The organism is Acidovorax sp. GW823-FHT05D11, from assembly GCF_058795695.1.
Genome location: NZ_CM179502.1, coordinates 3,772,917 through 3,793,311 on the forward strand (window position 1 = coordinate 3,772,917; position 20,395 = coordinate 3,793,311).

At 69.1% G+C, this 20,395-nt stretch carries 15 protein-coding genes; 4 read left to right on the forward strand and 11 right to left on the reverse strand.

Annotation, left to right across the window (positions count from 1 at the left end):
- Positions 1 to 90: 90 nt before the first annotated feature.
- From AC3RCE_RS17395 to AC3RCE_RS17405, 3 genes are all read right to left on the reverse strand, one after another.
- Positions 91 to 3,324, reverse strand: a complete 3,234-nt coding sequence (locus tag AC3RCE_RS17395) for an efflux RND transporter permease subunit (protein WP_492253571.1) — start codon at positions 3,322 to 3,324, stop codon at positions 91 to 93.
- Between the two features lie 28 nt (positions 3,325 to 3,352).
- On the reverse strand, positions 3,353 to 4,609 hold the full coding sequence (locus AC3RCE_RS17400) for an efflux RND transporter periplasmic adaptor subunit (RefSeq protein WP_218295425.1): 1,257 nt from the start codon (positions 4,607 to 4,609) through the stop codon (positions 3,353 to 3,355).
- Between the two features lie 447 nt (positions 4,610 to 5,056).
- Entirely contained in the window at positions 5,057 to 5,959 is a 903-nt protein-coding gene (locus AC3RCE_RS17405; protein WP_492253572.1) for an alpha/beta hydrolase, read from the reverse strand.
- 186 nt (positions 5,960 to 6,145) lie between these two features.
- On the opposite strand from AC3RCE_RS17405, the gene AC3RCE_RS17410 reads away from it, so the two are divergent.
- Positions 6,146 to 7,063 carry a LysR family transcriptional regulator gene (locus tag AC3RCE_RS17410; RefSeq protein ID WP_492253573.1) on the forward strand — a complete coding sequence of 306 codons (918 nt, stop codon included), beginning with the start codon at positions 6,146 to 6,148 and terminating at the stop codon, positions 7,061 to 7,063.
- A 31-nt stretch (positions 7,064 to 7,094) separates the two neighbouring features.
- Positions 7,095 to 7,430 (forward strand): VF530 family protein, encoded by a 336-nt coding sequence (locus AC3RCE_RS17415; RefSeq protein ID WP_492253574.1) that lies wholly within the window; start codon positions 7,095 to 7,097, stop codon positions 7,428 to 7,430.
- 12 nt (positions 7,431 to 7,442) lie between these two features.
- Here the strand turns inward: AC3RCE_RS17415 and AC3RCE_RS17420 are convergent, their stop codons facing one another.
- Positions 7,443 to 8,642, reverse strand: a complete 1,200-nt coding sequence (locus tag AC3RCE_RS17420; RefSeq protein WP_492253575.1) for a trans-sulfuration enzyme family protein — start codon at positions 8,640 to 8,642, stop codon at positions 7,443 to 7,445.
- Between the two features lie 49 nt (positions 8,643 to 8,691).
- On the reverse strand, positions 8,692 to 9,615 hold the full coding sequence (locus tag AC3RCE_RS17425) for a carbon-nitrogen hydrolase family protein (protein ID WP_492253576.1): 924 nt from the start codon (positions 9,613 to 9,615) through the stop codon (positions 8,692 to 8,694).
- An 82-nt stretch (positions 9,616 to 9,697) separates the two neighbouring features.
- Here AC3RCE_RS17425 and AC3RCE_RS17430 point away from each other — a divergent pair, with 82 nt between their 5' ends.
- A complete protein-coding gene (locus AC3RCE_RS17430; protein ID WP_492253577.1) occupies positions 9,698 to 10,660 on the forward strand; it encodes a LysR family transcriptional regulator in 963 nt (320 codons plus the stop codon).
- Positions 10,661 to 10,714: 54 nt separating this feature from the next.
- Here the strand turns inward: AC3RCE_RS17430 and AC3RCE_RS17435 are convergent, their stop codons facing one another.
- The 3 genes from AC3RCE_RS17435 to AC3RCE_RS17445 form a co-directional block, all read right to left on the reverse strand.
- Positions 10,715 to 11,674 (reverse strand): alpha-E domain-containing protein, encoded by a 960-nt coding sequence (locus AC3RCE_RS17435; protein ID WP_218295432.1) that lies wholly within the window; start codon positions 11,672 to 11,674, stop codon positions 10,715 to 10,717.
- Position 11,675: 1 nt separating this feature from the next.
- Complete coding sequence (locus AC3RCE_RS17440; RefSeq protein WP_218295433.1) at positions 11,676 to 13,187, reverse strand: circularly permuted type 2 ATP-grasp protein; 1,512 nt, start codon at positions 13,185 to 13,187, stop codon at positions 11,676 to 11,678.
- Between the two features lie 116 nt (positions 13,188 to 13,303).
- Complete coding sequence (locus AC3RCE_RS17445; RefSeq protein WP_492253578.1) at positions 13,304 to 15,853, reverse strand: DNA internalization-related competence protein ComEC/Rec2; 2,550 nt, start codon at positions 15,851 to 15,853, stop codon at positions 13,304 to 13,306.
- Between the two features lie 156 nt (positions 15,854 to 16,009).
- On the opposite strand from AC3RCE_RS17445, the gene AC3RCE_RS17450 reads away from it, so the two are divergent.
- On the forward strand, positions 16,010 to 16,474 hold the full coding sequence (locus tag AC3RCE_RS17450; RefSeq protein WP_218295435.1) for a RidA family protein: 465 nt from the start codon (positions 16,010 to 16,012) through the stop codon (positions 16,472 to 16,474).
- Between the two features lie 49 nt (positions 16,475 to 16,523).
- Here the strand turns inward: AC3RCE_RS17450 and eno are convergent, their stop codons facing one another.
- The 3 genes from eno to AC3RCE_RS17465 all read right to left on the reverse strand — a co-directional run bounded on the left by eno (position 16,524) and on the right by AC3RCE_RS17465 (position 20,321).
- On the reverse strand, positions 16,524 to 17,816 hold the full coding sequence (eno, locus tag AC3RCE_RS17455; RefSeq protein WP_492253579.1) for a phosphopyruvate hydratase: 1,293 nt from the start codon (positions 17,814 to 17,816) through the stop codon (positions 16,524 to 16,526).
- Positions 17,817 to 17,821: 5 nt separating this feature from the next.
- The gene (gene pyk / locus AC3RCE_RS17460) at positions 17,822 to 19,279 is read right to left on the reverse strand and encodes a pyruvate kinase (RefSeq protein WP_492253580.1); all 1,458 of its coding nucleotides are present in this window, start codon (positions 19,277 to 19,279) and stop codon (positions 17,822 to 17,824) included.
- Between the two features lie 79 nt (positions 19,280 to 19,358).
- Positions 19,359 to 20,321: a porin gene (locus AC3RCE_RS17465; protein WP_369642911.1), complete on the reverse strand. Its 963-nt coding sequence runs from the start codon at positions 20,319 to 20,321 to the stop codon at positions 19,359 to 19,361.
- Positions 20,322 to 20,395: the final 74 nt, after the last annotated feature.

The following is a 20,395-nucleotide window of genomic DNA, read 5'->3' on the forward strand; positions in this document are numbered from 1 at the left end:
CTTGGTCTCCGGCCCCATCGAATACACCCGCTGCATCCTGCAGCGTGGCGCGAGCGTCCAGGGCCACAAAGGTCGTTGTGGTCGTGTGCATCATTCGTGCTCCTTGCGGGGCGCGGCCAGCACGGGGTGGGAGATGCCGCCGCTGCCCGGGGTGTGCGAGATGGGCGCCACATGCGCGCCATGCTCCACCAGCGGGCGGTTGCCTGCCAGCTTGCGCAGCAGCACGTAGAACACGGGCGTGAGGAACAGGCCGAAGGCCGTCACACCAATCATCCCGGCGAACACCGCCACGCCCATGGCGCTGCGCATCTCGGCGCCCGCACCGGTGGACAGCACCAGGGGCAGCACCCCCATCACGAAGGCCAGCGAGGTCATCAGGATGGGGCGCAGCCGCAGGCGGCTGGCCTCGATGGCGGCCTGCACCGGTGTGCGGCCCGCAAACTCCAGCTCGCGCGCAAACTCCACGATCAGGATCGCGTTCTTGGCCGACAGCCCCACCAGCACGATGAGTCCGATCTGCGTGAACACGTTGTTGTCGCCCTTGCTCAGCCACACACCCGTCATCGCCGCCAGCAGGCCCATGGGCACGATCAGGATGATGGCAATGGGCAGCGTCAGGCTTTCGTACTGCGCGGCCAGCACCAGGAACACCAGCAGGATGGCCAGCGGGAACACCAGCACGGCGGAGTTGCCGGCCAGGATTTCCTGGTAGGTCAGCTCGGTCCACTCGAACGTGATGCCCTGGGGCAGCGTCTCGGCGGCGATGCGCTCGACGGCCGCCTGGGCCTGGCCCGACGAGAAGCCGGGCGCGGGGCCGCCATTGATGTCCGCCGCCAGATAACCGTTGTAGCGCATGGCACGCTCGGGGCCGAAGCTGGGCTCCATCTTCATCAGCGCCGACAGCGGCACCATCTCGCCGGTGGTGGAGCGCACCTTGAGAAGGCCCACGTCCTCGGCCCGCGCGCGGTAGGCCGCATCGGCCTGCACGCGCACGCTGTAGGTGCGTCCGAACTGGTTGAAGTCGTTGGCGTACAGGCTGCCCAGGTAGATCTGCAGCGTGTCGAACACATCCGTCACGGGCACGCCCAGCTGGCGCGCCTTGGTGCGGTCGATGTTGGCGTACAGCTGCGGCACGTTGACCTGCCAGCTCGTGAACAGGCCGGCCAGTTCGGGCGTCTGGTAGGCCTTGGCCATGAAGGCCTTCACGGCGCCATCCATGGCTTCGTAGCCCAGCGAGGCGCGGTCTTCGATCTGCAGCTTGAAGCCACCCGTGGTGCCCAGCCCCGCCACCGGGGGCGGCGGGAACATGGCGATGAACGCATCCTGGATGCCGCCGAACGCCTGGTTCAGCTGCCCTGCCACGGCGCCGCCGCTCTGGTCGGCGCGGGTGCGCTCGGCAAAGGGCTTGAGCGTGGCGAACACGATGCCCGAGTTCGAGCTGTTGGTGAAGCCGTTGATCGACAGACCCGGGAAGGCGATCGCGTCTTCGACGTTCGGGTTCTCCTTCATGATCTCGCCCATGCGGCGGATCACGTTCTCGGTGCGGTCCAGCGTGGCGCCGTCGGGCAGCTGGGCAAAGCCGATCAGGTACTGCTTGTCCTGCGCGGGCACGAAGCCGCCGGGCACGATCTTGAACAGCCCCACCGTGGCACCCACCAGGGCCAGGTAGATCACAAACATCAGTGCCTTGCGGCCAATGACGCGCTTGACGCCGCCGCTGTAGGCCTCGGAGCCGCGATGGAACAGGCGGTTGAAGCCCCGGAACAGGCCACCGAACACCTTGTCCATGCCGCGCGTGAGCGCATCCTTGGGCTCGTTGTGGCCCTTGAGCAGCAATGCACTGAGTGCGGGCGACAGGGTCAGCGAGTTGATCGCCGAGATCACCGTGGAGATCGCGATCGTGACCGCGAACTGGCGGTAGAACTGGCCCGTGAGCCCGCTGATGAAGGCCAGCGGCACGAACACCGCCACCAGCACCAATGCGATGGCGATGATGGGGCCAGACACTTCACGCATGGCGCGGTAGGTGGCCTCGCGCGGGGTCAGGCCCGCCTCGATGTTGCGCTCCACGTTCTCCACCACCACGATGGCGTCATCCACCACGATGCCGATGGCCAGCACCAGGCCGAAGAGCGACAGCGCATTGATCGAAAATCCCAGCAGGTGCAGCACCGCGAACGTGCCCACCACCGACACCGGCACGGCCAGCAGCGGGATGATGGAGGCGCGCCAGGTCTGCAGGAATAGGATCACCACCAGCACCACGAGGGCGATGGCTTCGAGCAGCGTGTGGATCACGGACTTGATCGAGGCACGCACGAACTGCGTGGGGTCGTAGGCAATGCGGTACTCCACGCCTTCGGGCATGTTCTTCTGGATCTCGTCCATGGTCTTGCGCACGTTGGCCGAGATGTCGAGCGCGTTGGAGCCCGGCGCCTGGAACACGCCCATGCCCACGGCCGGGTCGTTGTTGAGCAGCGAGCGCAGCGAGTAGTCGGCCGCACCCAGCTCCAGGCGGGCAATGTCGCGCAGGCGCGTCACCGCGCCGTCGGCACCGGTCTTGACGATGATGTCGCCGAACTCTTCCTCGGTCTGCAGGCGGCCCTGCGCGTTGATGGACAGTTGCAGGTCCACGCCCGGCAGGCCGGGCGATGCGCCCACCACGCCGGCGGCGGCCTGCACGTTCTGGCCGCGGATGGCGGTCACCACGTCGCTGGCCGAGAGGCCGCGCTGCGCGACCTTCTGCGGGTCGAGCCACACACGCATGGAGTAGTCGCCGCCGCCGAAGATCTGCACCTGGCCCACGCCGCCAATGCGGGCGAGCCGGTCCTTCACATTGAGCACCGCGTAGTTGCGCAGGTAGTCGATGTCATAGCGGTTGTTGGGCGAGACCAGGTGGACCACCATGGTCAGGTCCGGCGCGCTCTTCACGGTGGTGACGCCCAGGCGGCGCACTTCCTCGGGCAGGCGCGGCTCGGCCTGCGAGACGCGGTTTTGCACCAGCTGCTGTGCCTTGTCGGGGTCGGTGCCCAGCTGGAACGTCACCGTGAGCGTCATCACGCCGTCGGTGGTGGCCTGGCTGCCCATGTAGAGCATGCCTTCCACGCCGTTGATGGACTCCTCCAGCGGCGTGGCCACGGTCTCGGCGATCACCTTGGGGTTGGCGCCGGGGTACTGTGCGCGCACCACCACGGAGGGCGGCGCGACTTCAGGGTATTCGGAGATGGGCAGACCGCGCAATGCGATGAGCCCTCCGAGGAAGATGAGCACCGACAGCACCCCCGCAAAGATGGGGCGGTCGATGAAGAAGCGGGATAGATTCATGGATGCAAATTCCTTGCGTCGCTCCCGCTCAGGCGGCGGGCGACTTGCTGTTGTTCTTGGCTTCCTTGCGATCACCCGCAATCTCGGCCTTCGCGGTCATGGGCACGGGCTGGGGTGCCACCACGGCACCGGGGCGCACGCGCTGCAGGCCGTTGACGACGATGTTCTCGCCCGCCTTGAGGCCCGAGGTGACCACGCGCAGGCCGTCAATCGGCGCGCCCAGGGTGACCTCGCGGTACTCGGCCTTGTTGCCCTCGCCCACCACCATCACGAACTTCTTGTTCTGGTCGGTGCCCACGGCACGCTCGTTGATGAGCAGTGCCTGCGTGTTGCGGGCCTGGCCCATGCGGATGCGCGCGAACTGGCCGGGCATCAAGGCGCCGTCTTCGTTGTCGAACACCGCGCGCACACGCACCGTGCCGCTCTTGGCATCGACCTGGTTGTCGATGAGCTGCAGGCGGCCGGCATGCGGCGTGCCGCCCGTGGTGCCGGTGCCCATCTGCACGGGAATGCGCTCGATGAGCTGGCGCGCGCTGTGGCCGCGCTGGCCGCTTTGCAGGTCCGCCAGGGCCTTCACCACGATCTGCTCGTCGGTATCGAAGCTCGCGTAGATGGGGCTCACGGACACCAGCGTGGTCAGCACGGGGGCGCCCGCACCGGCGGCCACCAGGTTGCCCACGGTGACTTCGATGCGGCCCACACGGCCCGCCACCGGGGCGCGCACCTGGGTGTAGCCGAGGTTCAGCCTGGCGGTCTGCAGCGCGGCCTGGGCGGCGCGCAGGTTGGCATCGGCCTCGCGCTGCGCGTTCAGGCGTTCGTCGTGCTCGCGCTGGGCAATGGCGCGCTCTTCGAGCAGGCGCGTGGCCCGCTCCATTTCGCTGCGGGTGTACGACACGCGGGCCTGCGCGGCCACCACCTGCGCCTCGGCGCGGTCCACCTCGGCGGCGTAGGGTGCCGGGTCCACGGTCACGAGCAGATCACCCTGCTTCACCAGCGAGCCTTCACGGAAGTGCACGGCCTGCACGGCACCCGAGACGCGCGGCCGCACGTCCACACGCTGCACGGCTTCGAGCCGGCCGGAGAACTCGTCCCACAGGGCGATGTCCTTTTGCAGCACGGCAGCCACCGACACGGGCATGGCCGGTGGCGCCGCAGGGGTGCCATCGGCCTGCGCCACGGGCGCCTGGAAAACAAGGATGGCGGCGGCTACGGCGGCCGTCACGGCGGTGGCCAGGGTGGCCAGGCCCAGCGGGCGGCTCTTGTGGGAGAGAGGATTGGAGTTCATGGTCACTTTCGGTCATAAGGGCGGCCTTCGCGGGCACGCCATGGAAGGTTTTCTGCCGCAGCAGGTGTCAGTGCACTGGTGCAGGCAGGTGTCAGTGCGGCGGCGCAGGTGCGAATCTGGGCAATGACACGGTGAGAAGGTCAAGCCCGGAACGCAGCGCGCGGGCCCATGGGCGCTTGCACGTCAACAGACGCTTTGGCGCTGGGTGGTGTGACAGCCGCCGCAGCCGGCGGGCAAAAGGATGGGTGTGCTCATGGTGTTTTCTTTCCTCCGTGTCGTTCAAATCAGTGGCGTCGGGCACAGGGGGGAGGCATGCGCGGGCAAAGCCTCTCCCTCCGGCACGCCAGGCCGGAAAATCAGTGCAAAGAATGCAAATGGATTGTTGAGAGGCCGAAGTATCGAACCTCAACTTAAGTTGAGGTCAATGACTTTCTGCGGCCAGGGTCTTCAGGAGGGCACCGGACATCGGGTGGCCTCAAAGAACATCCGGAACTGGTCCTGGGCGCCCGCGGCGCACGGACATTCATGCTGGCCGGTCTGCAGCAGCGCATCGGGCCACTGGGCGGTCTTGGAGAACACGTGGCGCGTGACCTGCAGGCCCGCAGCCTCCAGCCGCGCGGCGTAGGCCAGTGCCTCGTCGTGCATGGGGTCGGTGTCCCCCACCAGCACGAGCGTGGGCGGCAGGCCCGAGAGCCGGTGCGCGGACGCCGGCACGGCATAGGGGTGCTCGGCATCGCGGGGGCAGCGCAGGAAATTGCGCCAGCCTTCCGTCCACTTGCAGCCCGTGGCGTTGCCCGTGGCTTCGCGCAACGAGGCCGTGCCCACACAAGGGTCGAGCATGGGGGACAGGAGAATCTGCCCGGCCAGCGGCGGGTGCGACTGGTCCCGCGCCATCAGGCCCACGGCGGCAGCCAGGTTGCCGCCCGCCTCTTCCCCGGCCAGATAGACCAGGGCGCCCTGCCCGCCGAGCTTGACCCGGTTGCGGTGCACCCACTTGAGCACGTCATAGCCCGTGTCCACGGGCTGCGGAAACGGAGTGAGCGGGTAGGCCACGGAAACCACCACGGCCCCCACGCCCTCCAGCAGGGACGCCACGGTGCAGCCGTTGTCGAGATCCCCCGACACGAAGGCCCCGCCATGAAAATGCACCACCACGGGCGAGGCCTGTCCGGCCTTCTTGCGGCCGTACATGCGCACCGCCACGTCCTGCCCCTTGGTCACCTCGATGGTGGCGTCGGAGCACACGGACGCCGCCGCCTTGGAAGCGGCCCCAGGCGCGAGGGCTGCCTTGGCGGGCGCTGCGGCAGGCTGCGGTGTGGAGGATGGCGAAGACGGTTGGTCGGGCTGCATGGCATGTACCCAGTGGGTGAAGGTAGGTGAACGATGGGTCAAATGTAGTAGCTTGTGCCTTCAGGATAAACAGGCCAAACACCACCGCACTGTTTCCAAAAGCTCAACAATCACGGGGTGCCGCGCGTGTGAGAATTCCTCAGCACCCACTGGTGGGTGCTGTAGTTCCAGATTCAAGGAGAAGCCATGGACCAGATACAGGCCATGCGCATATTCGTGCGGGTGGTGGAGGCCGGCACGTTTACCCGGGCGGCGGATTCGCTCTCGCTGCCCAAAGCCACCGTGACCAAGCATGTGCAGGCGCTGGAGGAGCGCCTGCGCGTGAAGCTGCTCAACCGCACCACCCGGCGTGTGACGGTGACGCCGGACGGCGCCGCCTACTACGACCGCACGGTGCGCCTGCTGACCGATCTGGACGACATCGAGGCCAGCATGACCAACGCGCGCGCGAATCCACGCGGGCGCCTGCGCATCGACGTCGGAACGTCCATGGCGCAATTGCTCATCATCCCGCACCTGGCGGAGTTCCATGCCCGCTACCCCGACATCCAGCTGGACCTGGGGGTGAGCGACCGCATCGTGGACCTGATCGGCGACAACGTGGACTGCGTGATCCGCGGGGGCGAGCTCAGCGACCAGTCGCTGGTGGCCCGGCGCATCGGCAACCTGGAATTCATCACGGTGGCCTCGCCCGACTACGTGTCGCGCAAGGGCTCGCCCGCCCACCCGCTGGAGATCGAGGAAAAGCACGCCAGCGTGATCTACTTTTCCCCCCAGACCGGCCGGCACTACCCGCTGGAGTTCCGCAAGGGCGACGAGTCCATCGACATCACGGGCCCCTACCAGCTGAGCGTCAACGAGAGCAATGCCTACGTGACCTCCATCGTGGCGGGCCTCGGGATCGGCCAGATCACGAGCTACCAGGCCGAGCGGCATCTGCAAGACGGTACGCTGGTGCGGCTGCTGCCGGAGTGGACCCAGTCGCTGCTGCCCGTGTATGTGGTGTACCCCCCCAACCGGCACCTGAGCGCGAAGGTGCGGGCCTTCGTGGACTGGGCGGCAGAGCTGTGCCAGCGTGAAACCGGACTCCAGCGGGTTGCTTGACCCCGCCGCCCGCGGCCTTATGCTTGGGTCCATGAACGCCACCGAGCCCCGCCCAGACCCCGCGACCCAGGAAGCCCCCGCGCCCACAGCAGCACCCGCCGGCGCGCCGGCGTCCACACCCCAAGCCCCCGCCAGGCAGCCGCGCAACCCCCTGCACGGCGTGACCCTGGAAGCCATGGTGGTCGGGCTGGCCGACTACTTTGGCTGGGATGAACTCGGCCGGCAAATCCCCATCCGCTGTTTCCAGAGCGACCCCAGCGTGGGCTCCAGCCTGAAGTTCCTGCGCAAGACGCCGTGGGCGCGCGAGAAGGTCGAAAGCCTGTACCTCTTCATGCTGCGCGACCAAAGGCGCAACGCCCAGGAGTAGCAGCCGCCGGCGTCAGCCCAGCGCCTGCACCACGTCGGCCTGGAGGTCCTGCACATCCTCGATGCCGATGCTCATGCGCACCAGCGCATCCGACACCCCGTTGGCGCGCCGCACGGCCTCGGGCATGCCGCGGTGGGTGGTGGATGCGGGGTGGCAGGCCAGCGAATCGGCATCGCCCACGGACACGGCCTGGGTCACGATGCACAAGCGGTCGAGGAAGTGCCGCGCGGCCTCGCGCCCGCCCCGCAGGTCGAACGCCAGAATGCTGCCGAAGTGGCGCATCTGGCGCGCCGCCACCGCGTGCCCGGGATGGTCGCCCAGGCCGGGGTAATACACGCGCTCCACCGCGGGATGGCGGTTAAGGCCGTGGGCCAGCGCATGCGCCGATGCGCAGGCGGCCTGCAGGCGCAGCGGCAGCGTCTTGAGCCCGCGCAGCAGCATCGCCGCCTCGTGCGGGCTGAGGCACCCGCCCAGCTGGCCCATGCCCGCCGAACGAATCGCATTCATCAGCTCCACGGAGCCGACGGCCGCTCCGCCGGTGGCGTCGCCGTGGCCACTGATGAACTTGGTCGCCGAATGCACCACCACATCGATGCCCAGCGCCCGGGGCCGGGTGAGGTAAGGCGTGGCGAAGGTGTTGTCGGCGATGCTGATCGCGCCCGCCCGCCGGGCCACCTGCGCCACCTGCTCCAGGTCGGTCACTTCCAGCGTCGGGTTGCTGGGCGTCTCCACGTAGACGATGCGCGTGCCCGTGGGGAGGCCCTCCCGCAAACCCTCCACGGTGGCGAAATGCCGCACGCCGATGCCCAGGCGCGGCAGCAGCGTGCGCATCACGCCATCGGTGCCGCCATAGAGCGTGCCGACGCAGGCGACGGTATCGCCCGCCGAGAGCAGGCCGATCAGGCTCGCGCTGATGGCCGCCATGCCGCTGGCGAACCCGACGGCGGCGGGGGCGCCTTCCAGCAGGGCCATCTTGCGCTCGAAGGCGGCGACGGTCGGGTTGGCGAAGCGACTGTAGACGTAGCCAGGCGCGTCGCCATTGAAGCGGCTCACGCCCGCATCAAAATCGTCATAGGCAAAGGCCGAGGTTGCGACGATGGGCGTGGCGATGGCCCCCGTGCCGGGATCGGGTGCCTGGCCCGCATGGACCGCAAGGGTGCGGAAACCCCAGGCGTGTGATGGATCGGGGGCGGGGGGAATCTGTGTGGTCATGGCGTATGCGGCTTTCCTGGCACTCTCACTGCGGGCCTTGGCCGCGCGCTCAGTCGGTGAACGCCACGGTGTGCCTGGCGCGGCGGTCGACCTGCAGATTGAAGATATCCGGCCGTGCATAGTGGCCGACCACATCGAAGTCATAGCGCGCGCGCACCAGCTCCTCCACATCGATCTGCGCGGTGAGCAAACCTGTCCGGCCCTGCAGCGGACCCGCCAGCACGTCGCCCAGGGGCCCGACGATCACGCTGTTGCCGCGGATGAGCGGCCGGTCCGGCTCCCACCCCGGCGCCTCCACCCCCAGCTCGCGCGGCGACGGCTGCACCTGGCAGGCGCTGATCACGAAGCAGCGCCCCTCGTGCGCGATGTGGCGCATGGAGCACTGCCAGATGTCGCGTTCGTCCACCGTGGGCGCGCACCAGATCTGCACACCCTGCGCGTACATGGCGGTGCGCAGCAGCGGCATGTGGTTCTCCCAGCAGATCACGCCGCCCACGCGGCCCGCGGCCGATTCGACGACCGGCAGGGTGGAGCCATCTCCCATGCCCCATATCAGCCGCTCGGTGCCGGTGGGCATCAGCTTGCGGTGCCTGGCCACCAGCCCCTCCACCGGGTCGAAGTACAGGGCAGTGCAGTACAGCGTGCTGCCCGCGCGCTCGATCACGCCGAGCACGAGCGTGGCGCCGGTGCGTGCCGACAGGCCAGCCAGTGCCTGCGTCTCGGGCCCTGGCACCTCGATGGCGCTGGCGTGGTACCGGGCGAAGGCCTCACGCCCTTCCGGCAGGCGATAGCCCAGGCGTGTGCCAAAGATCTCGCCCTTGGGGTAGCCGCCCAGCAGGGCCTCGGGCATGACCACCAGCCGCGCGACCGATGCCTGGATATCGGCCTCATGGGCGAGCACATCGGCCAGCGTCTGCGCGGTACCCGCGGGGGAAGAGCCGATCTGCAGGGCGGCAACGGTCGTGAGGGGCATGGTGGAAGTCCTTGGGAGAAAGAGGTCCCCCAGTGTTGCCAAAGCCCTAAGATGAATCAATCCGCTACCGTTGCTTAGTGATATGAATAATATTGATATCGGATTTGATCTCAACGTCCTGCGCGTCTTCGAGGCCTTGCACGAGGAAGGTGGGGCCACGCGCGCGGCGCTGCGGCTGGGCGTGACCCAGTCGGCCGTGAGCGCGGCGCTGGCACGGCTGCGCCATGTATATGGCGACCCGCTGTTCACCCGCACTGGCCGTGGCCTGGCGCCCACGCTGCGCGCGCAGGAGCTCAAGCCCGTGATCAGCGAAGCGCTGAACAAATGCAGGGAGAGCCTCGCCCTGGGATCCACGCCCCAGGCGCGCTATCAGGGGCGGTCCGTGGTGATCGGCATGTCGGATGATTTCGAGATCGCGATGGGCCAGGCGCTGGTGAGGGCCGTGGCGCAGCACGCGCCCGGCCTGCGCCTGGCCTTTCGGCAGACGCACAGCCAGATCGTGGCCGAGATGCTCATGGCGCGCGAGATCGACCTGGCGATCACGGCCGGCGGATTCGCCACACGCTGGCTCAGCCACCAGGCGCTGGGCGAAGGGGGGTACGCCTGCCTCATCGACGCAGTGGCGCCGGGCCCCGTCGCCAGGACGGGCAAGCGGCGCGGCGGCGCAGCCCCGCCCGGCCTGAGCGTGGAGGACTACGTGCACCGCGAGCATGTGCTCATCTCGTCGGGCGGCTTCATCGGCGTGGTGGACGAGGTGCTGGCCGCCACGGGCCACAAGCGCCGTGTGATTGCATCCACCACGCATTTCGCCGCCCTGCCCTACCTGCTGGCGGGAACCCGCGCGGTCGCCACGCTGCCCGCGCATGCGGCCCAGGCAATCGCGCGGATGACCGGCCTGCAGGTTCTGCCCTGCCCGATCGCCATGCCGCGCTATGCCATCGAGCTCGGCTGGCGCACCGATGCGCTCCGCGATTCGGCGGTGGCGCATGTCCGCACCATCGTGGCGCAGCAGTGGCCCCAGGGATCTGCTGCCACGGGGGCCTGAGCCCCCGGCCTGCGCCCGCCTGCCGTGCGGGGTTTCTTTCGGTACCGCGCCGGCTCAGTCGCCCGTGGTCACCAGGAAGTCGCGGCTGATGCCCCCTCCCAGGTCGTTGACCCGGTCAAGGAACTGCGTGAGGAACGCGTGCAGCCCTGTCGACAGGATTTCGTCGATGCGGCCATATTGCAGGTCGGCCAGCAGGCGGCCCGCGCGGCGCTGCGTTTCAGCCGACTGCTGATTGGCCACGACGCCCAGGTTGTCCACCACTTCGCGCAGGCAGGCGTGCAGCGAGCGGGGCATGTCGCGGCGCAGGATCAGCAGGTCGGCCACGCGGCCGGGGGTGATCACGTCGCGGTAGACCTTGCGGTAGACCTCGAAGGCCGAGACGCTGCGCAGGATGGCGCTCCAATGGTAGAAGTCGTTCTCCTGGTTGCGCTCGCTGGCCCGGCCGAAGAAGTCGTTCTTCACCGCATGGAACTTCACGTCCAGCAGGCGCGCGGTGTTGTCCGCCCGCTCCAGGAAGGTGCCCATGCGCAGGAAATGAAAAGCCTCGTCCTGCAGCATGGTGCCTAGCACCACGCCGCGCGACAGGTGCGAGCGGTACTTCACCCATTCGAAGAACTGCCCCGGATCCCGTTCGAAGGCGCTGCCTTCGAGCTGGCGGTGCAGTTCCAGCCAGGTCTGGTTCTGCGTCTCCCACACCTCGGTGGTGAGGGCGCCACGCACGGCCCGCGCATTTTCGCGGGCGGCACGCAGGCACGAGAGGATGGACGAGGGGTTGTCGCCGTCGCGCACCATGAACTCGAGCACGCGCTGCGGCGTGACCTTGCCATGCTTGGCGGCATAGGCCGGGATCAGCTCGCTGATGGACAGCAGCCCTTCCCAGCCTTCCTGCGCCACGTCGGCGGACTGGGGCAGCAGCGAGGTTTCGTAGCTCACGTTGAGCATGCGGGCGGTGTTTTCCGCCCTTTCGGTGTACCTGGACATCCAGAACAGATGGTCGGCGGTGCGGCTCAGCATTTCAGAATCCTCCCTGTGATTGCGTCATGCCGCCCATGGATTGCGACTGCAGCGCCGGCGCGGCGGTGTGCTCCCCCAGCACCCAGGTGTCCTTTGTCCCGCCGCCCTGCGAGGAATTCACCACCAGCGAACCCTCCTGCAGCGCGACGCGCGTGAGCCCCCCCGCCACCATCTGCACCTCGCGGCCGCTGAGCACGAAGGGGCGCAGGTCGATGTGGCGCGGCGCGATGCCGCTCTCCACGTAGGTGGGGCAGCTGGACAGGCTGAGCGTGGGCTGCGCGATGTAGCCTGCCGGGTTGGCCAGCAGCGCGCGGCGGAAGTCCTCGATCTCGGCCTGCGTGGCCGCCGGGCCGATGAGCATGCCGTAGCCGCCCGCGCCGTGCACTTCCTTGACCACCAGGTCCTTCAGGTTCGCCAGCACGTGCTGCAGGTCGTCCTGCTTGCGGCACATCCAGGTGGGCACATTCTTCAGGATGGGCTCCTGGCCCAGGTAGAAGCGGATCATCTCGGGCACGTAGGGGTAGACCGACTTGTCGTCGGCCACGCCCGTGCCCACCGCATTGCAGATGCCGACATTGCCGGCGCGGTACGCCTCCATGAGGCCGTGGCAGCCCAGCGTGGAGTTGCGGCGAAACACCTGCGGGTCGAGGAAGTCGTCGTCCACGCGGCGGTAGATCACGTCCACCCGCTGCAGGCCGCGCGTGGTGCGCATGTAGACGAACTTGTCCTTGACCACGAGGTCCTGCCCTTCGACCAGCTCCACGCCCATCTGCTGGGCCAGGAAGGCATGCTCGAAGTACGCGCTGTTGTGCATGCCGGGTGTCAGGACCACCACCGTGGGCTCGTCGGCCGTGGCGGGCGCGCTGGCGCGCAGGGTCTCCAGCAGCATGTCGGGGTAATGCGCCACCGGCGCCACCTTGTGCAGGCTGAACAGCTCGGGGAAGAGCCGCATCATCATCTTGCGGTTCTCGAGCATGTAGCTCACGCCGCTGGGCACGCGCAGGTTGTCCTCCAGCACGTAGTACTCGCCCTCGCCCTGTGCATTGGGGGCGCGCACGATATCGATGCCGGCGATGTGCGCGTAGATGTTCTTGGGCACCTGCACGCCGGCCATCTCCGGCCGGTACTGGGCATTGTTGAGGATGAGATCGGCGGGCACGATGCCGGCGCGGATGATGTCCTGGCCGTGGTACACGTCGTGGATGAAGCGGTTGAGGGCCGTGACCCGCTGCACCAGCCCCTGCTGCATGCTGCTCCACTCGTGGGCCGGGATGATGCGGGGAATCAGGTCGAACGGGATCAGCCGCTCGTTGCCCGCCCCGCCCTCATCCTTGGCGCCGTAGACGGCAAAGGTGATGCCCACGCGCCGGAAGATCATCTCGGCCTCGGCCCGGCGGGCCTGCATCACGTCAGGGGGCTGTTTGTTCAACCACTGCGCATAGCGCTTGTAGTGCTCCCGCACATCGCTGCCATCGAAAGGCAGCATGGCGTACATCTCGTCAAATTTCTGCATGAACTGGCCTCCTGCTGTCAGGATAGCAAGTTGTACGCCCGCACTCCCCGAACCAGCTCAAAATCTTTCCGGGGCCCCGTGCATCGGCAGACCGGCGGACCCGCCGCGCCCGCAGATCACTCCGGCCACGGTGCCATGCGATGCTGCCAGTACCGCGCGCCGACGTCGCGTTCACACGCCACCCGCGCGGGTTGCGCCGACGACCACGCGGCAGCCCCGCAGCGGGACGACTCCACCACGCGGATCCCCCGCTCCCGGTAGCGCTGCAGCACCTCGGCCGCAGGGTGGCCAAAGCGGTTGCGGTAGCCCGCCTGCACCAAAGCAGTGCGCGGTGCCACGGCCTCCAGAAACGCCGGCGAGGACGAGGTCTTGCTCCCGTGGTGGGGCACGAGCAGCACGTCGGCCTGCACCGCGGCGCCCCGCGCCAGCAGGGCCTGCTCCTGGGCGGCCTCGATGTCACCGGCCAGCAGCGCGACGGAGCCCCTTTCCCCTTTTTCTGCGGCGGCCGCGATGCGCAGCACGCAACTGAGCGCGTTGGGCCGGGCGGTGGGCGCGGCGGCGTCTTGCGCCCCCGGGTGCAGCACCTCGAAAGACACGCCATCCCATGTCCACCGCTGGCCCGCCACGCAGGGCCTGACGGGGCGCAGTGCCTGCAGCATGTGCTCAGCCTCGATCGAACCAGTGAGTTCGGCCCCCGGCTGCTGGGCCAGCACCGCCGCCGCGCCGCCTGTGTGGTCGGCATCGCGGTGGCTGAGCATGAGCACGTCCACGCGCTCGCCCAGCGCCCGCAGCAGCGGCACCAGCACGCGGTGGCCCGCGTCGCTTTCGCGGCTGAAACGCGGCCCTGCGTCGTACAGCAGGGTGTGGGTCGCGGTGCGCACCAGCACCGCATTGCCCTGGCCGATGTCCGCCGCCAGCAATTCGAACTGTCCCGCCGCCGGCCGCGCGGGCTGCCAGCACAGCGCGGGCCACAGCAGCGGAAGGGCCAGCCACCGCAGACGCCAGGGCAACCTCGCGGCCAGAAGCGCCCCCCCGGCCACGGCCAGCACGCCGGCCCACAGCGGCGCCGCGGGCATGTGGAGCACGGCCCAGGGCCACTGCGCCAGCCATTGCAGCAGTACCGCCAGCGGCTGCAGGCCGAAGGCGGCCAGGCTCCAGAGCGGCGGCCACAGCACCCCGCCCAGTGCCAGCGGAGTGACCACCAGGGTGACCCAGGGAATCGCCACCAGATTGGCGGCAAAGCCCACCACGGACACCTGGCCGAACAGCAGCAGGGTCAGGGGCGTGAGGGCCAGCGTCACCACCCACTGCTCGCGCACCAAGGCATGAAAACGCTGCCTGGCGCTTGATGGATAAGCGCCATCAGCTACTGAATTAGTAGCAAACAAGATACCCACGGCGACAAAGCTGAGCCAGAAGCCTGCCTGCGCGAGCGCCCAGGGGTCCGCCACCACCACGGCCGCGCACGCCAGCAGCCACACCTGCGGCCACGGCCAGCGGCGGCCGCACAGCTGCAGCAGGGCGATGGCGCCCAGCATGGTCACCGTGCGTTGCGCAGGCACGCCCCAGCCGCTGAAAATGGCGTACGCCGCGGCCAGCGCCACCCCGGCGGCCAGCGCGGCGGACGGCGCGGGCACCGCCAGGCACAGCCGCGTGGACCTTCGCCACAACGCCCCCACCGCCAGCGCGGCCAGCCATGCGAACAGCGTGATGTGAAGGCCCGAAATGCTCATGAGGTGCGCGACGCCCGTGGCGCGGAACACGTCCCAGTCGGCACGGTCGATGGCACGCTGGTCACCCGTCACCAAAGCCGCCACCACGCCCGCGATGCGTGCGCGGGCGGGGTCGTCGCCGTGCACGTCGCGGGCCAGGCGGTCCAGGATCGCGTCGCGCACGGATTGCCGCAGCCGCTCCACGGGATGCCGCCAGGTCGATTGCAGATGCACCGGAGGCTCATCCCTGGGGCCCGCGCGCACATATCCCGTGGCCTGCACCCCCTGCTCCCACATCCACAGTTCGTAGTCAAACCCGTGCGGGTTGCGCAGCCCGTGCGGAGCCTTCAGCCGCACCGTCAGCACCCAGCGGTCACCCGCCTTCAAGGCGGGCGGCTGGCGCTGCAGGTCCACCGCTCCGCCGGGATCAAGGAACGGTCCCCCGTACCAGGCCACCTCGATGCGCGTGGGCAGGGCCACGGGGGAGCCGTTCAGGCGCGCGGCCTGCACGTCCATGCGCAGCCGGGTTCCGGCCTCGTTGGCCTGCGGCATGGCGGCCACCACGCCGGTGACACGGATGTCCTGCCCTTCCAGCGCGGGCGCCAGGCCTTCTTCCATGTAGTCCACGGCCCGCAGCCCGGCCCCCGCGAACATCGCCAGCGCACCGGCGCACAGCGCGAGCACGGTGGCCGCCGCGCGGGCCCCGCGCCCCGCCGCCGCACGAGGGCGCCCGTGGACCGCGCGCGCGCACCACCCCAGCGCGCATGCCACCACCAGCAGCGCCGCATAGGCGGCCGCGGGCCACAGCGCGGGCTGCTGCAACTGCAGCGCGGCACCCGATACCGCTCCCAGCAACAATGCGGGCACCAGCCAGGGCACGGGGGCCGCGGCGCCCGCGCCGACCGTGCCCGCAGGGACTGGCGCAATCGCATTAGTGGTGCTTATGGCGGGCATGGGCTGATGCTAATGCGGCGCCAGGGCCGCTGCCGCTGGATTCCGCGCACCGGGCTGTGTAACACTCGCGGCCACCCCCGGTGCCGCCAGCATGGCCGGCAGCGCCGCACCGGCCGTCCCACCATCCCTTTCACTGACTTCATACCGAGGAAGACCATGAGCGTTTACGACAAGCTGAAGGAACTCAACATCACCCTGCCCCCCGTGTCGGTGCCCGCGGCCGCCTACGTGCCCTACGTGCAGACGGGCAATCTCGTGTTCCTGAGCGGCCACATCGCGCGCAAGGACGGCAAGCCCTGGGTGGCGCAGTTCGGCCGCGACATCGGCACCGACGAAGGCAAGCAGGCTGCCCGCGCGGTGGCCATCGACCTGCTGGGCACCCTGCAGGCGGCCTGCGGCGGCGACCTCACCCGCGTGCGGCGCATCGTCAAGCTGATGAGCCTGGTGAACTCCACGGGCGACTACACCGAACAGCATCTGGTGACCAACGGCGCCAGCGAGCTGCTGGGCCAGGTCTTTGGCGAAAACGGCGTCCATGCACGCAGCGCCTTCGGCGTGGCGCAGATCCCCATGGGTGCCTGCGTGGAAATCGAGTTGATCGCCGAACTGGGACAGGGCTGAGCCCCGGCGGACAGTGGGCGAAGCGCCCCTGCGTGCAGGCGCTTCGCGGTCAAGGCCGAACCGGCACGGGGAAAGCCCCGGCGCCCGCATAGACACCCGCGCTGCCCAGCTCTTCCTCGATCGCCAGCAGGCGGTTGTACTTGGCGACGCGGTCGGAACGGCACAGCGAGCCGGTCTTGATCTGGCGCGCGCGGGTGGCAACGGCCAGGTCTGCGATCGTGACGTCTTCGGTTTCTCCCGAGCGGTGCGACACGACGGCCGAGAACCCGGCGCGCGCCGCCATGTCGATGGCGGCCAGCGTCTCGCTGAGGGTGCCGATCTGGTTGGGCTTGATGAGGATGGCGTTGGCCGCGCCGTCGGAAATGCCGCGCTCCAGGATCGCGGTGTTGGTGACGAACAGGTCGTCGCCCACCAGCTGAACATGCTGGCCGAGCCTGCGCGTGAGCAGCGCCCAGCCCTCCCAGTCGCTCTCGGCCAGGCCATCCTCGATGGACAGGATGGGGTAGAGCGCGACCAGTTGCGCCAGGTAGTCGACGAACTCGGCCGGCGTGTAGGCCTTGTGCTCCCCAGCCAGCTCGTAGCGGCCCTCGTGCAAAAGCTCGGAACTGGCGACGTCCAGGCCGAGCCAGATGTCCTTGCCCGCGCGCAGCCCGGTCGTTTCGATGGCCGCCAGGATCATGTCCAGCGCGGCGGCGTTGGAGGGCAGGTCGGGCGCGAAGCCGCCCTCGTCGCCCACCGCGGTGGTCCTGCCCTGTGCCTTGAGCAGGCTCCTGAGCGCATGGAACACCTCGGCGCCCTGGCGCAAGGCCTCCTTGAAGCTGGGCGCCTGCACGGGCAGGATCATGAACTCCTGGATGTCCACGTTGTTGTCGGCATGCGCCCCGCCATTGATGATGTTCATCATCGGCACCGGCAGCTGGGGCGCCACGCCGCCAGTGGCGAGCGCGCGGTACAGCGGCTGCTTGCGCTGCGCGGCCCGGGCCTTGGCGGCCGCCAGCGAAACCGCCAGGATCGCATTGGCACCCAGGCGTGATTTGTCCGCACTGCCATCCAGCGCGATCATGTGCCGGTCCAGCGCCCCCTGGTCGCTGGCGTCCATGCCACGCAACGCCTGGCGCAGTTCGCCATTGACATGCGACACCGCCAGGGCGACACCCCTTCCGCCATAGCGCCGCATGTCCCTGTCGCGCAGCTCAACCGCCTCGCGCGACCCGGTGGAGGCCCCGGAAGGCACGGCCGCAAAGCCGCTGCTGCCGTCCTGGAGCACGACCGTGGCCGCCACCGTGGGGTGGCCCCGGGAGTCCAGGATCTCGATGCCGTGAATGTCCTTGATGGCTGTCATGGTGCTCAAGCCTTTGCGATGTGGATGAAGTTGGTGCTGCCCACGACGCCGAAGGGCGTACCGGCGGCGATGCACAGCTGGTCACCGTCCCGGGCAATGCCCTCCTGGCGCGCCACGCGGCGGGCCTGCTCGACGAGCTCGGGCACGCCGCTGACCGGCGCATCGGCATGGACCGAGTGGATGCCCCAGGCCAGCGCCAGGCGGCGGGCGATGTGCATGTCCGGGGTGATGCTCAGCACGGCAGCGGCCGGCCGCTCCCGCGCCGCACGCAGCGCCGTCGCCCCTGAGCGCGAGTAGGTCACGATGGCGGCCATGGGCAGCAGTGCCGCCGCCGTGCGCAGGCATTGGCAAATGACATCGGCCACGCTGTCGCCCAGCGCGCGCGACGAGGCTTCCACGATCTCGCGGTAGTGCGGATCGGACTCCACCTCGCGGATGATGCGGCCCATCATCGCGACCGCCTCGCGCGGGTAGCGGCCAGAGGCCGACTCGGCCGACAGCATGACGGCATCGCTGCCCTCGTAGACGGCCGTCGCCACATCGGAGGCCTCGGCGCGTGTCGGCACCGGCGCATGGACCATGGAATCCAGCATCTGCGTGGCGACGATGACCGGCTTGCCGGCGGCACGGCAGGCGCCGACGATGCGCTTCTGGATGCGCGGCACCTGCTCTGCCGGCAGCTCCACCCCCATGTCGCCGCGCGCGACCATGATCGCGTCGGCCCGCGCGATGATCGCGTCCAGGGCGTCGATCCCCGCCGGTTTCTCCAGCTTGGCCAGCACACCGGCGCGCCCTTGCACGATGGCATGGACTTCGTCCAGGTCCTCGGGGCGCTGGACGAAGGACAGCGCCACCCAATCCACCCCCAGCGACAGGCCAAACGCCAGGTCGGCCCGGTCCTTGGGCGTGAGCGCCGAGATCGGCAGCAGCACCGAGGGCACGTTGACCCCCTTGCGCTCGGACAGGGTCCCGCCCGCCATGACCACGGTGTCCGCGAACCCGGGGCCGCAGGCCGTCACGCGCAGCCGCAGCTTGCCGTCGTCGAGCAGCAGGTCCGTACCGGCGACCAGGGCCGCGAAGATCTCGGGGTGCGGCAGTGGCGCCCGGCTGGCGTCCCCGGGGCGGTCTTCCAGGTCGAGCCTGAAGCGCGCACCGGCCCGCAGCTCGACCGGACCATCGGCGAACGTGCCGACGCGCAGCTTGGGGCCCTGCAGATCCTGCAGGATGGCGATCGGCCGGCCACGCTCCTGTTCGATCCGCCGGATCATCTCCAGGCTGGCGCGGTGCTGGGCATGGCTTCCGTGGCTGAAGTTCAGGCGGAACACATCGGCCCCGGCGTCGAACAGGGCCCGGATCGTGGCGGCGTCGGAACTGGAGGGGCCCAGGGTGGCGACGATCTTGGCGCGGCGGTCGCGGCGCGAGGCGGCGGCCCCGCTCAAGGGGGAGACGGCAAGCGTGGTCATGGGTGAAGCTTCCTGGAAGGGTTGCGGAATGCGGCGGCTGGCCGGCAGCGCCCTTGCGGGCAGTGCCGGCCCTTGACGCTCAGAAGTTGTGCTGGAGACCGACGTCGTAGCCGAGCTTTTCCGTGGCCGCCTTGCTGTCGCGGGCCACGTTGGTGTAAAGGAAGGTCCGCCTGGACAGGTGGTGGAAGTAGCCGATGCCGAACTTGCGGGCTTCCGAACGCAGCGAACCATCCGGCTTGCGCGTCTTGGCAGTGACGAAGCCGGCCTTGATTTCGCCCACCCCCACCCCGTAGGTCACGCCCAGCAGCATGGACTTGAAGTCGTCATTGCGGGTGGTCACGCCCCGGGCCAGGCCGAGGGCCAGCCGGGCCTGGCCGACCTTGTAGGCCGCGCCCAGGCTCAGCAGGTGGTCGTCCGCATGGGCGGGGTCTTCCCAGCCGATGGCCAGCAGCACCGGGCCGACGTGGGTGTTGGCCCCGACCGAGAACGGACGGCGGGGCCCCGCGTTGGAAGCCTCCTGCTGGGCCTCGGCGGACGAGACCGCGATGTGCAGGTCCTTGCGCCGCAAGTCATAGCGCACGGAGTCGGAGACACGGGTCTTCGAGATGCCGCCACGCCATGCGGTGCGCAGCTGGGCCACGGTGTCGCCGCCCCAGGGATCGATCACGTTCTGCACCGTGGAGTAGGCGGCGGTGTACTGGCGGCCCAGGTTGACCGTGCCCCAGGCGGCGTGCCCGATGCCCAGGGTCGAGTAGCCCTGCCAGAAGATGTTCGGATTGGCGGGTTGGCCCGTGTCCGGCGAGAAACGGTGCTCCAGCCCGAAGGCGGCGTGCCAGCCCCCGCCCAGGTCCTCTTGGCCGCGAAAGGCCAGGCGGCTGCCCGCCCCGTCCAGCATTTCACTGGACGTGGCGCCGATGTTCTTGCCGATCCCGAGGTCCAGCTTGCCGGACAGCGTGAGGTTGGAGGACTGGGCCTGCGCGGGCACGGCGGTGGCACCGAGCGCGGCGGCGAGGAGGAGCGACTTGTGAATGTTGCTGTGCATGGTGGAAATCCTTGGGGTCTTGTGAAGCCACGCCGGGCGCGCTGCGCCACTGCATGCGGTGTGCATGCAGATCG